At 60.4% G+C, this 12330-nt stretch carries 11 protein-coding genes; 5 read left to right on the top strand and 6 right to left on the bottom strand.

Going from position 1 to position 12330, the window contains the following annotated elements; all coding sequences use genetic code 11:
- Window positions 1-46 precede the first annotated feature (46 nt).
- A complete protein-coding gene (locus tag AACY11_RS14210) occupies window positions 47-1555 on the bottom strand; it encodes an AhpA/YtjB family protein (RefSeq protein ID WP_339432305.1) in 1509 nt (502 codons plus the stop codon).
- 134 nt (window positions 1556-1689) lie between these two features.
- Between AACY11_RS14210 and serB the strand changes: the two genes are divergently transcribed.
- Entirely contained in the window at window positions 1690-2904 is a 1215-nt protein-coding gene (serB, locus tag AACY11_RS14205; RefSeq protein ID WP_339432306.1) for a phosphoserine phosphatase SerB, read from the top strand.
- Between the two features lie 103 nt (window positions 2905-3007).
- Here serB and AACY11_RS14200 read toward each other — a convergent pair whose 3' ends face one another.
- Complete coding sequence (locus AACY11_RS14200) at window positions 3008-4762, bottom strand: molecular chaperone (RefSeq protein ID WP_339495013.1); 1755 nt, start codon at window positions 4760-4762, stop codon at window positions 3008-3010.
- A gap of 220 nt (window positions 4763-4982) precedes the next feature.
- On the opposite strand from AACY11_RS14200, the gene AACY11_RS14195 reads away from it, so the two are divergent.
- Window positions 4983-5384, top strand: a complete 402-nt coding sequence (locus AACY11_RS14195; protein ID WP_221731209.1) for a lectin OAA family protein — start codon at window positions 4983-4985, stop codon at window positions 5382-5384.
- A gap of 68 nt (window positions 5385-5452) precedes the next feature.
- Here the strand turns inward: AACY11_RS14195 and asd are convergent, their stop codons facing one another.
- The 3 genes from asd to AACY11_RS14180 are packed head-to-tail and all read right to left on the bottom strand — an operon-like array spanning window position 5453 to window position 8728.
- A complete protein-coding gene (asd, locus tag AACY11_RS14190) occupies window positions 5453-6313 on the bottom strand; it encodes an archaetidylserine decarboxylase (protein WP_339432308.1) in 861 nt (286 codons plus the stop codon).
- Between the two features lie 18 nt (window positions 6314-6331).
- Entirely contained in the window at window positions 6332-7147 is an 816-nt protein-coding gene (rhdA, locus tag AACY11_RS14185) for a thiosulfate sulfurtransferase (protein WP_339432309.1), read from the bottom strand.
- Window positions 7148-7189: 42 nt separating this feature from the next.
- On the bottom strand, window positions 7190-8728 hold the full coding sequence (locus tag AACY11_RS14180; protein WP_339495011.1) for an HDOD domain-containing protein: 1539 nt from the start codon (window positions 8726-8728) through the stop codon (window positions 7190-7192).
- 166 nt (window positions 8729-8894) lie between these two features.
- Here AACY11_RS14180 and motA point away from each other — a divergent pair, with 166 nt between their 5' ends.
- From motA to AACY11_RS14165, 3 genes are all read left to right on the top strand, one after another.
- Window positions 8895-9746 carry a flagellar motor stator protein MotA gene (gene motA / locus AACY11_RS14175; RefSeq protein ID WP_339432311.1) on the top strand — a complete coding sequence of 284 codons (852 nt, stop codon included), beginning with the start codon at window positions 8895-8897 and terminating at the stop codon, window positions 9744-9746.
- Window positions 9747-9749: 3 nt separating this feature from the next.
- The gene (gene motB / locus AACY11_RS14170) at window positions 9750-10826 is read left to right on the top strand and encodes a flagellar motor protein MotB (protein ID WP_339432313.1); all 1077 of its coding nucleotides are present in this window, start codon (window positions 9750-9752) and stop codon (window positions 10824-10826) included.
- A gap of 90 nt (window positions 10827-10916) precedes the next feature.
- Window positions 10917-12050 (top strand): sterol desaturase family protein, encoded by a 1134-nt coding sequence (locus tag AACY11_RS14165; protein WP_339432314.1) that lies wholly within the window; start codon window positions 10917-10919, stop codon window positions 12048-12050.
- Here AACY11_RS14165 and AACY11_RS14160 read toward each other — a convergent pair.
- The coding region (locus AACY11_RS14160) for a hypothetical protein (protein ID WP_339495009.1) at window positions 12020-12330 on the bottom strand (311 nt) is incomplete at its 5' end. The two genes, AACY11_RS14165 and AACY11_RS14160, sit on opposite strands and share 31 nt — an antisense overlap.

Here is a 12330-nt window from a genome sequence, read left to right as displayed (position 1 = left end):
GCAGACAATCACTCATCTGCGGGCTCCTTTACAGCGGGGTCAGACCTCAGGCCCGGCGCTCATGCATCCGCGCCAGTTGCCGCTCCAGCATCGATGGATAAGGCTCCATCAACCGCTCGACACAGCACGCCCCCTCGGGACTGGCGATCGGGCGAATCCGTGCACGCTGACGGATTAGCGCGTCATCACTGATCTTGCGTTCAACCAGCAGCAAATTGCGGCTGTGCTGTGACAAGGCCAGCGCGTCCTGGGCCGAATCGGTGAGCAGCAGATCAATCTGGCTCAGGCCGAACAACTCATCACCCAGGGTCAGGCCCAGTTGCAATTGCAGGGTAATGCCACTGTCCGCGACTTCTATCTGCAACTGATGGCCCAGCGCTCGCAGTAACTCGCCGCAGCAGATCGCGTTGGTCAGGTAGTCGTCGCCACTGTCCTCGGTGTGGAACAGCATCAGCGTGCTGCCATCGTTCAGGGTTTCGATCTCGCCTTGATACAGCGAAGCGGCTTGATCGAGGCAATCGCGGTAGCGCTTTTGCAACTCTTCCAGACGGGTCCGAGGCAAACGGCGCAGTTGCTCCTGCGAGCCCAGTTGCACGGCCAGTACTGCCGTGTGCTGAGGCACGCTTGGCGTGGCCTGGCGAATCGGCGGTTGCGCGGTTTCATTCAAGGACTCGTCGCGCAGGTCGGCGAAGGCGTCGTCGTCCTCATCGTCTTCGACGGTGCTGACCACCCGGCGTGCCGCAGGCTTTTGCGCGGCCATCGGCCGGCTCTCGTCGAAGCTCGGGTCGCGCAGGTTACGCACCTCGAACTCGGTCTCGTCGTCTTCGAACTCGGGCTCCGGTTCTGGCTCGGGTTCAACAGGCTCGGGGGCATAGTTGGCGTGTAACTGACGGGCCAGATCGCCGATCTCGTCCTGACGCTCGATGCCCGGGGTGTACTCATCGATCCGGCGCAGCCATACGCGCAGTTGCAGGAGCGGCGTGGAGATGTGCCGACCCAGCCGCAGGCTCAGGGCCAACGACAGCGCCAACAGAATCGCACTCAAGATGCCCATGCTCTGCAGGCTGATGGTCATCGGCTGCTGGAACTGATCCATGTCCAAGCTGATGCGCAGCTGCCCGGCGGTCACGTCCTGAAAAGTGATCTTGCTTTCGTACATGCCTTCGGCTTCGCCCAGCAGGCTGTGCTTGGGGCGCTGACCGGACTCGGCGAGGATGCGGTTATCCACGCTGTAAATGGCGGCGTGGGCCACCAGTTTGTTTTTGGTCAGATTATTGAGCAGTACGTTGAGGCTGAGGATGTCGTTGGACACCAGCAGCTCCGTGGCGGAGGTGGCGGTCTGCGTGGTCAGGCTTTCGCCCAGCGCATCGGCCTGTTCGTGCATGGCCTGCTTGAATTGCAAACCCATCACGCCGGCATAGATCACCAGGGCCAGAGCGACCAGGATCACGTTATGGCTGGCAATGCGCAATGCAATCGGTACACGGCGGTGGCGCAGTGCACGGAAGATCAGCAGGAAGAAGTTATCGGTTTTAACTGGCGTGGGCCGGTTCACTGAGCTCGGCTCTTTTGTCCGTGAAGTTGACGCGCAGTATAGCGACAGGCCCTAGACCGGCAAAGCGCTCGCGGTGCCCGATGGTCACTGAAAGTGGGTAGAATGCGGTTTTTTTCCAGTTGCGGGGGTGCGCGTTGCGCGAAATCGTCCTGATTAACATCACGGGAGTCGACCGTCCGGGTCTGACGGCGGCCATTACCGGTGTTCTGGCCCAGGGTGGTGTGAACATTCTCGACATCGGTCAGGCGGTGATCCACGACACCCTGTCGTTTGGCATCCTGGTTGAAATTCCCGATTCCTTGCAAGGCAAGTCGGTGCTCAAGGACATCCTGTTCAAGGGCTACGAGCTTGATCAGCAAGTGCGCTTCACCCCAGTGTCCGAAGAGGATTACCAGCAATGGGTGGGCAATCAGGGCAAGAAACGCCACATCGTCACCCTGTTGACGCGCAAAGTGACGGCTGGCCAATTGCAGGCCGTCAGTTCGATCACTGCCAAATACGGCCTGAACATCGATCACATCGACCGTCTGTCGGGTCGTATGCCGCTCGACACCCCGGCCGACCAGGGCAAGGGCTGCATCGAGTTCTCCGTGCGTGGCGAAGCGGCTGATCCGCAGGCGCTGCGTGCCGAGTTCCTCAGCGTCGCGCAGGAACTGAACGTCGACATCGCCTTCCAGGAAGATTCGCTGTTCCGTCGCAACCGTCGTCTGGCGGTGTTCGACATGGACTCGACGCTGATCGAAGCCGAAGTCATCGATGAACTGGCCAAGGCGGCCGGAGTTGGCGAGCAGGTTTCGCACATCACCGAGCGTGCCATGGCGGGCGAACTGGATTTTCGCGCCAGCTTCAAAGAGCGTCTGGCGCTGCTCAAAGGCCTCGACGTCAGCGTGCTGGACTCGATCGGTGCTTCGCTGCGCCTGACCGAGGGAGCCGAAACCCTGTTCGCCGAACTCAAGCGTCTGGGTTACAAGACCGCAATCCTGTCGGGCGGCTTCACCTATTTCGCCAAGCAATTGCAGGCCAAACTCGGTATCGACTATGTGTTCGCCAACGAACTGGAAGTGGTCGACGGTAAGTGCACAGGCGTGGCGATCGAGCCGATTGTCGATGCGCAACGCAAGGCTGACCTGTTGAAAGAACTGGCGCACAAGGAAGGTTTGCGTCTGGAGCAGACCATTGCGGTCGGCGACGGCGCCAATGACCTGCCGATGCTGGCCATTGCCGGGTTGGGCGTGGCGTTTCGCGCCAAGCCGTTGGTCAAGCAGTCGGCGAAGCAGGCGATCTCCACCCTTGGGCTCGATGGCGTGCTGTATCTGCTGGGCTTCCGGGATCGCGACGGGCAGCTCTGACTCTCCAGGGCCAGCGTCGGACTCTTCGCAAACAAACCCGCTCCCACTTTGGAATGCATTTCAAGTGTGGGAGCCGGCTTGCTCGCGAAGGGCGCAACCCGGTCTAAAGCGACTTCCACAACGAATCGAAATCCTCTTCGCTCCCGCTCTGCGACGCCGCCTCCAGCGAGCGATAGGCAAACTGATTGAAACTGTGCGTACTCGCCACCCGTCGATCCAGCCCGGCGGGGTGCTCCTCGCCCAGGGTGTTGATCAGCACCTTGCTGCCTTCCTGAAAGGGTAGACGCGGCGCCAGCAAGGTGGCCGGCAAGTCGATCGAGCTGATCTGCGGCAGTAGCAATCCGCGTAAATAGTGGCTGTGATCGTCCCGCGAGCGCACCAGTTGCAAACCGCACGGTTGTGCATGGGGCGCCACCAGTTCAATGCCCATCTGCGTGCCGCTGCCGCGCACCTGCCGGATCCAGCGAATGACCGCGATGCTCCAGCCCTGATTCGTGCTGTCCTGAATCCCGAGCATTTCCCCGGTCTGTAGCTCGACGGGGACTTCTTTCGGCCAGCCCAGGCAATAACCACCGGGACTGTGATTGATCACAGGCAGAGCATACGTCGGATAGTGTGGCGTGCTGTCGGTGCTGCTGTCGTCCTCCACCAACTGGTCGTACTGAATTTCTTCGTAGGGCAGAAACTCATCGGCCTTGCTTTGCGGCGCGGCGTCGAACGCCTGGCTCCAACTGTCCTTTTCACCTTGAGTCACGGCGCTGCTGAAGTTTGCCGCGCGTGCGCCGGGGAGCTTGAGCAGTTCGCTGAACGTGCGTTCACCACCCAAATAGAAGTGCAGGGCGCTCATGCCCACGCACACGGTCAGGCTGCCTTGGCCCACGGTGCGCTGAAAACTGCGCTCGGCCGCCTGGCCCCAGGTCGCATGCAAGTGTTGCAGGGTGTCGAAGCTCAGCCCGGCAGGGACGGGCAGCGGCGTCGACGTGTCCTGGCGCTGCAGAAATGCCTCGATGACATTCACCAGCGGCTGCGGATCGAAGCCGAGCAGTGCATTTTTCTGCTCACTGCGGAACATGTTGCGATAGCGCGGCCCGGCATCGAGTTCGGCGCTGATCGCAAACAAACCCTCGTCCGGGCTACCGGGATGCAGTTTGAGCAAAGCACTCCACGGCTCGATCACTTCTGCCAGTCGGGCAATCTGGTTCTGTCGCAGTTGATTGCAGCGGGCGCAGCCCAATAGCAGGGCGGCGATGTAAGTCTGTTCCAGGCTCAACTCGGTGCTCAGGCTGGCGAGATCGTCATGCACCTGGCGCTGTTGCAACTGCAATTGACAGGCTATTCGATAGAGCTGATGCAGCTCGAACCACAGATGCTCCGGCGGCGAGCTGTACAACTGCGCGGCGCGCACCCCTTGAGCTTTAAGTGCATGGGCTGCCCGTTGCAGGGCCTGGCTGACAAGTGCTGCGCGATCCTTGCTGTACTTCGGCGCAATGCGCAACACGATCTGTTTGTAGCCGATGGCCAGATGACCTTGCAGCGCTTGACACAGGTTGCTGATCTTGCGCGAGCGCTCGTCGAGCATGATCGCCTGATGCAGGAAGTGCCGCTCCAGATGCTGGCAGACGAAGTACACCTCAGGGCGCAGCAGTTCCAGCAGTTGCAGGCGATTGTCACTGGGGGTGAGCAACAGATTGAGTTCGCCCAGGCCTTGATACAACAGGCGGGCGGTTTCGCCGATGTTGGCTTTGGGCAGGTCGGCGATCCAGCGTTTGAGATCGCGCGGGGTGTGTTCACAGAACGACAGGCGCGTTTGCGTTGGCGTCGGGGCGCGTAATGTCGGTTGGAATTGAGGCTCACTCATGCCATGACCAGCTCCGGAAACGAATGGGGCAATGCACGAAACTCTAGCAGCTGTGGCCGGGTTCGCGGGTTCCTGTGGGGTTTTTTACCGTTTGTCTGCTTGCTCGTTGCCATGCCGTAGGCGCAACTAGGCTCTTAGGCGTGCGATCGGATACGCACGGTCGTACGGCCTGTTGCCAATAGCGGGCAGGTCTCTTCATAACTTCAAGGAGATGAGGTTCATGTCTAAATATGTAGTGGCAAATCAGTGGGGCGGCAGTTCGGCCCCTTGGCATCCAGGTGGAGATTGGGTGCTGGGCGCGCGGGACAACCAGAACGTCGTGGCCATCGAGATCAAGTCCGGTGACGACGGCAAAACGTTCACCGGCACCATGACCTACGCCGGTGAAGGGCCCATTGGCTTCAAGGCGCAACGCACAGGCCAGAACCAGTACAACGTCGAGAATCAGTGGGGTGGCAACGATGCCCCGTGGCATCCGGGCGGCAAGTGGGTCATTGGCGGACGGGACAATCAGAACGTTGTCGCGTTGAGCGTCACTTCCAATGATGGAGGGAAAAACCTCAGTGGCACCAATACCTATGCCAACGAAGGGCCAATCGGCTTTCGTGGGCAAATAGAGTAACGGTCCCCGCGAGTCGTATCCGCCCATTCGCAGACGTGCGAACGGGCGGATCAGTGGCTACATCAGACTCAGGCTTTTGGCAGCGCCAAACCCTGGCCCATCTGCACTGGCGAGCCAGCCGCCAGTTCTTCAGCCCACTTCACTTGATCCGGCCCGAACAGCACGATCGCGGTCGAACCCAGCTTGAAACGGCCCAGTTCGGCGCCTTTTTCCAGATGAATCGGCGCGCGGGCGGCTTCGTCGTAGCGGAAGGTTTTCAGCTCGCGTTTCGGCGGCGTGACCAGGCCGGCCCACACGGTTTCGATCGAAGCCACAATCATCGCGCCCACCAGAACAACCGCCATCGGGCCGCGTTCGGTGTCGAAAATGCACGCTACGCGCTCGTTGCGGGCGAACAGCTCCGGGACGTTTTCGGCGGTGGTCTGGTTGACCGAGAAGATCCGGCCCGGGATGTAGACCATTTCACGCAGGGTGCCGGCCAGCGGCATGTGTACGCGGTGGTAGTCCTTCGGCGACAGGTAAATGGTGGCGAAGTCGCCGCCCATGAACGGCGCTGCGTTTGCCGCGTCACCGCCGAGCAGTTCCAGCACGCTGAAACTGTGGCCCTTGGCCTGGAACACCCGACCGTGTTCGATCGGGCCGAGCTGGCTGACGGCACCGTCGGCCGGGCTGAGGACTGCGCCCGGGGTTTCGTCCAGCGGACGCGCGCCGTCTTTCAGGGCGCGGGTGAAGAACGCGTTGAAGTGCTCGTAGGCAGTCAGGTCTTCAACCAGTGCCTGCGACATGTCCACTTGATAGCGCTTGGCGAACCACTGGGTGAATGCATTCTTGAACCAGCGCACGCGGCACTCGGCAATGCAGCCGGCCAGGCGCGACAGCAAATGATGAGGCAGCAGGTACTGGCTGAGGATAAACAGACGCTCTTTCATTAGTTGTCCTTAAAAACCTTAAATCTCGACAGGCGTGTCGGGGTGGTTGCCCCATTCGCCCCAGGAACCGGCGTAGCCTTTGACTCGCGGATAACCGAGGGACTTGGCCACCAGATAAGTGAAGCCCGACCGGTGATGGGTCTGGCAGTGGGTAATGATTTCTTTGTCCTTGGTGATCCCCAGGTCTTCGAGGATCTGCGGCATGTCAGTGCGAATGCGTAACTGACGCGCCTTGTCCATGCCCGCCGTCCATTCGAAATTGACGGCGCCGGGAATATGGCCGGCTTTGGCGGCCAGGACCTTCTCGCCGGAGTATTCCAGCGGCCCGCGTGCATCCCAGATCGCCAGGTCGGCGGCGCCGAGACGGCTTTGCAGGTATTCGCGCGTGGCGGTCGGTTCTTCGTGCAGCGTCAATGCCACCGGACCACCGGCGGCAGGAGGTACCTGGATCGACATCGGCATGCCATCGGCCAGCCACGCCGGCAGACCGCCATCGACATAGTGGTACTTGTCGTGACCGATCACGTCGAGCAGCCAGATGAAGCGTCCGGCCCAGCCGCCGCCCTCGTCGTCATAGACCACGTAGACCGCGTCCTGGCGATGGCCCAGCTCACCGAACAACGCTTCCAGATCGGCTTTGGCCGGCAACAGTCCCGGCGCCGGTGGCTGGCCGAACTGGGTTCGTTTCGGATCGACAAACCGCGCCCCGGGAATGTGTCCTTCGGTGTAGCGGGCGGCACTGGTCAAGTCCACCAGAATCAGATCGCTTGCCTCGAGCCTGGGGAGCAGGTCGCTCGGTTCGATCACGAGCGGCAAGCCAGAGAAGTCAGACATGTGAGGTCTCCAGAGCACAAAGTGGGGGATTGTAGCGCAGCCTCATCGGCCACGGCTGCTAAAGCTGTGCAGGGCTTTTTCGATGCATTGCGCGGTTTTGCCAAAGGCTTGCACGGTGATATCGGCGAAGGGGCCACCGCCCTGATCGGCGACGACGATCATGATCACCCGGCCATTGTTGACCAGTGAGCGCAGGAACAGGTGCTCGCCACGAAACAGAGAGCGCAGGTTCGGCGGCAGCAGGGCAGAGAATTGTCCGTCGTTTTGCGGGTTGATCCGTACCTGCGCCTGTTGCGCGAGCAGCCGTTGCAGGACTTTGCTTTGACTGACCACAAAGTTCAGCGCCCCCGCTTCTTTTGGCAGGCCGAAGGTCTGGTGCACGCGCAGATTGGACTGGGTGCGATCGGCCATCAGGATCATCACCCGATGCATGCCGCTGGCGACCAGGGCGTCACGGGCGGCAACGGTCAGGCTCATGGCATTGGTGAAGCGACTCGGCTCGGCCAGCAGTTCGGCGCATTGCCGGCGCCACTGCGTCAGATCTTCGGCGCTGGGGGCGGCGGCCGGGAGCATTCCGGCCGGCAAGCGATGAGTGCCCCACGGCCATAGCAGCGAAATGGCCGGGTGCCACAGATCCGGCAGCGCATGGTGACGCGCGCTGTTGGCCGCCTGTTGGTGCAATTGCTGCTGCACCTCGTCCATCGAAATTTGCAGATAAAGGCTGGTCAGGTACTGCCAGCGCTTACTGTGCGGACTGTCCCACGCCTGTTGCGCCGACAGCGCCAGCCCGTTGGCCAGCAGCACGGTGTTGGCCGGCTGATTGAGCCAGCGGCGCAACGTCGGATCATCGTCCAGACGATTTTGCTGACGTAACGGGTGCTCGCTGTCGCGGGCGATTCTAAGGACCTTGACCAATTCGCGGCGCTCGCCGAGCAGCAATTTGTAGCCTTGTTGCACCCAGACCGGCAGGTGCCATACGTGCACCAGCGCCTCGGCGATTTTCAGCAGGCGCACGCCGAACAACTGTTTCTCGACAGTGCGCGCCGACTCGCCCTTGTGGATAACCCGCAGTTCCCACTCTTCAAGCAACTGTGGATACGTCAGCGCCAGCGGCCACAACGGCGAGAGAAACAGCAGACTGCCCCAATGAATGTCCTGCCACAGCCGCGCCAGGCGACTGGCAAAAAAACCGTTGGCCTGTTGCGTGGCGTGTTGGCTGATCATTTGCAGTTGCCGCAGGGCCTTGGGAATCTGCATCTGCGGTTCGGCAGGCAGGCGTGCCAGCAGTTCTTCGGTGCGGGCGAGGCCGAGACGGTTGATCGCCACTTCGAGATTTTCCGCCGGTGTGCTCATCGTGCCGTGGGTGTGACGATTTGCCTCACGGATGATGCTCAAGGCCAGCGCCGGGCTGTCCTGCATCAGGTCAGCGATGTCGCGCAGAGAACTGCGGTTGTCACGAATGGCCCGGCAGACTTTGTCGTGAGCGTCTTGCGGCACGGGCAGGCGCACGCTATCGAGCCATGTCACCCAGCCTTCAAGGGTGGTCGGTTTTACGTGTGGGACGTTCGTTTCATTAGCCATGTCTGGACGAGATCTTCACTGACTGTAGACGCGCCCGGCATGGGCTAAATTGGCTTTTCGCCTGAACTGGCTATAGTCTGGCGCAGTTTTGCCGATAAGTAGAAGAAGAGATTTTTTAACTTCCGAATATGACCTTGAACCCGACTTAAATAAGTACTTTCTACCTATGGCTAAAATTATCGGCATCATCGTCGTATTCGCGAGCGTGCTCGGCGGATACGTGCTCTCCCACGGCAAGATTGCCGCCCTGGTCCAGCCCTTCGAGGTGATGATCATCGGTGGTGCGGCACTGGGTGCATTCCTCCAGGCCAACCCCGGTTACATGACGATGCACGTGCTCAAGAAATCCCTGAGCATGTTCAGTTCGCGTTTCAGCCACACCTTCTACCTGGAAGTGCTCGGCCTGATCTACGAGATCCTCAACAAGAGCCGTCGCGAAGGCATGATGGCCATTGAAGGCGACATCGAAGACGCCGCCGCGAGCCCGATTTTCGCCAAGTACCCGGCAGTCCTTAAAGATGAACGCATGACCGCGTTCATCTGTGATTACCTGCGCATCATGTCCTCCGGCAACATGGCTCCCCACGAGCTCGAAGGCCTGTTCGACATGGAGCTGTACAGCCTCAAAGAAGACCTTGAGCACCCGTCCCACGCGGTAAACGGCATTGCCGACGCCATGCCGGGTTTCGGTATTGTCGCGGCGGTACTGGGTATCGTGGTGACCATGGCATCCTTGGGTGAGGGCGATCAGAAGTCCATCGGTCTGCACGTCGGTGCGGCGCTCGTGGGTACCTTCTTCGGTATTCTCGCCGCGTACGGTTTCTTCGGCCCGTTGGCGCATTCCCTGGCCCACGATGCCAAGGAAGAACTGAACGTCTACGAAGCCATCAAGGCCTCGCTGGTGGCTTCGGCTTCCGGCATGCCGCCATCGTTGGCGGTGGAGTTCGGTCGCAAGGTGCTGTACCCGGCGCACCGTCCAAGCTTTGCCGAGCTGGAACAAGCCGTTCGCGGTCGTTAAGCCATGGAAAATAATCAGCCGATAATCATCAAGCGCGTCAAGCGCATAGCCGGTGGGCACCACGGCGGGGCATGGAAAATCGCCTTCGCCGACTTCGCCACGGCAATGATGGCGTTCTTCCTGGTGTTGTGGCTGCTGTCCACCGCAACGCCGGAGCAGAAGATCGCCATCGCCGGCTATTTCAAAGACCCGGTCGGCTTCTCTGAAAGTGGCACGCCTTACATCATCGATCTGGGCGGTACACCGACCCTGGCCCCGGAAAATACCCTCAACCCCGAGGTGAAATCCCAGCCACAACCGGACAAGGTCACCGTCGACACCGATCAGGTCGAAGGCATGGCCGAGCAGGTCGAGAAGGAGCGTCTGGAACTGCTCCTGCAAGAGTTGCAGAACAAGGTCGACGAAAACCCGCAACTGCAGAAGTTCAAGGATCAGATCCTCTTCGAGATCACGCCGAACGGCTTGCGCATCCAGATCATGGACGCCGAGAACCGGCCGATGTTCGACTCCGGTTCCGCACGTCTGAAGCCGTACTTCGAAGACATCCTGCTGGCCATGGCCGACACCATCAAAGCGGTGCCGAACAAGATCAGTATCAGCGGCCACACTGACGCCCAGCCATACATTGGCCGTGGTGATTACGGCAACTGGGAACTCTCGGCCAACCGTGCCAATGCCGCTCGCCGCGCATTGGTCGCTGGTAGCTATCCGGAGGAGCAGGTGGCGCGAGTGGTGGGTTATGCCTCGTCGGCGTTGTTCGACAAGGAGAACCCGTTCAATCCGGTCAACCGCCGCATCGACATTGTCGTGCTGACCAAGAAGGCTCAGGCAGCCATCGAAGGTGCGCAAGGTGCCGAACCGGCGAAACCGGCAGAGCAAGGGCAAAATGGTGCCGTTGCAACGCCACCGGTCGATCCGAACGCACTGCCGGCCGATCAGCAACCGGTGCCTGCCCACGAGTTGCGTGAACGGTTGAACCTGTTCGACGACGCGGCACCGAAACCGGCCGAGCCGGGAAGTGCGGCGCCGGCGCCGACAACGCCCCCGGCGACTGCACCGGCCCCCGCGCCGAAGCAGTGACCCCTAAAAAGCCACGGTAACCGTGGCTTTTTTGTGCCTGCCTGCGTCGCATTGACCAATCGCAGTTTTCGCATTCACGGAAGATCAGTTATGGAAAGAGTCAAAGCCTATTTTCAGCGGCACGGCCACGCCCCCTTCAAGTTTGGTGAGGGGCGGGTCAGTGGTTATATCTCGGCCACGCTCGGGCTGTTGAGCCTGCTCGCGGTGTTGTGCTTCCTGTTTCCCGAGTGGCTCACCACTGCTGAACTGCGCAAGGTCTACGACGAACAGTTTGCGCGTACCACGCTGTTGCTGGGGCTGGTGCTGTCGTTCAGCCTCGGTACCCTGAATATCCTGCTCAACAAACGCAAGCGTCTGGGGATCACCGGGCTGGTCGCGTCGGGGCTGGCGGTATTTCTCGGCGGCACCAACGTGCAGGTCAGTGCAATCGGGCAGACCCCGTACTCGCTGGGTCTGGACTGGTTTGTCCTGGCGCTGCTGGTCTCGGCCATCGTGTTTATTCCTCTGGAAAAACTGTATGCCAAGGACCCCGAGCAAAACATTCTGCGACCGCACTGGCGCACTGACCTGACCTACTTTTTTGTCAGTCACATGCTGGTGCAATTCATCCTGATTTTCATCACCGCTTCGTCGAGCTACATCGCCGGTTGGGCCGTGTCGCCGGGCTTTCAGGCCAGCGTGCAAAGCCTGCCGCTGGTGGTGCAGTTCCTGCTCGCGGTGCTGGTGGCGGACCTCGGTCAGTACTGGCTGCATCGGCTGTACCACGTTGTACCTTTTCTGTGGCGCCTTCACGCCGTGCATCACTCCAGCACGCACATGGACTGGCTGGCCGGCTCGCGCGTGCATTTCATCGAAATCCTGCTGACCCGCACCGGCGTACTGGTGCCGCTGATGCTGCTGGGCTTTGCGCCGCAGGCGTTGAATGCCTATGTGATTCTGGTCGGCGTGCAAGCCGTACTGGCCCACGCCAACGTGCGGATCAAGGGTGGCTGGCTGAATTACCTGATCGTGCTGCCGCGCTACCACCACTGGCACCACGCCCGGCACAAGGACTACATCTACAAGAACTACGCGATCCACACGCCACTGGTGGACATGCTGTTCGGCACCTTCAAGCTCCCGCCGAAAGAATGGCCGGTGCGTTATGGCGTATTTGGCAAAGAGCTGCCGGGCGGGATTGTGCAGCAGCATCTTTATGCGTTTAAGAAGCCTGAGCCGAAGTAGGGCAGGTGGATGTGGAGGAGCCGCGTTGATCGCGGCTTTTTTACGTCTGTTGAACGGCAGGCTGTTGTAAAGGAAATGTCCTTCCGATTTTGAAGAATCCCCCTACAGCTATCTTTTTTTCGCCTCGTTACTGTGCCCGCCAGTCTTCGCGAGCACAAACCAGGGACGGTTTCGACATCGCGCTCTTTTCCTCTTTGCTTAAGGATAAGCGTATGTTCCGGCCGGCCAATGCGGCGCATTTCTCGTTGCAGATTCCTGCGATCCGTCACGACTTCAAGGT

Source organism: Pseudomonas sp. RA_105y_Pfl2_P56 (genome assembly GCF_963970845.1).
Taxonomy (GTDB): Bacteria; Pseudomonadota; Gammaproteobacteria; order Pseudomonadales; family Pseudomonadaceae; genus Aquipseudomonas; species Aquipseudomonas baetica_A.
The sequence above is the reverse complement of the archived record's forward strand: the minus strand, read 5'-3'. Positions and strand labels throughout refer to the sequence as shown.

Coding starts and splice junctions, on each gene's coding strand:
- AACY11_RS14200 (WP_339495013.1), bottom strand. CDS start 4,762: ATGAGTGAGCCTCAATTCCAACCGACATTACGCGCCCCGACGCCAACG.
- AACY11_RS14195 (WP_221731209.1), top strand. CDS start 4,983: ATGTCTAAATATGTAGTGGCAAATCAGTGGGGCGGCAGTTCGGCCCCT.
- asd (WP_339432308.1), bottom strand. CDS start 6,313: ATGAAAGAGCGTCTGTTTATCCTCAGCCAGTACCTGCTGCCTCATCAT.
- rhdA (WP_339432309.1), bottom strand. CDS start 7,147: ATGTCTGACTTCTCTGGCTTGCCGCTCGTGATCGAACCGAGCGACCTG.
- AACY11_RS14180 (WP_339495011.1), bottom strand. CDS start 8,728: ATGGCTAATGAAACGAACGTCCCACACGTAAAACCGACCACCCTTGAA.
- motA (WP_339432311.1), top strand. CDS start 8,895: ATGGCTAAAATTATCGGCATCATCGTCGTATTCGCGAGCGTGCTCGGC.
- motB (WP_339432313.1), top strand. CDS start 9,750: ATGGAAAATAATCAGCCGATAATCATCAAGCGCGTCAAGCGCATAGCC.
- AACY11_RS14165 (WP_339432314.1), top strand. CDS start 10,917: ATGGAAAGAGTCAAAGCCTATTTTCAGCGGCACGGCCACGCCCCCTTC.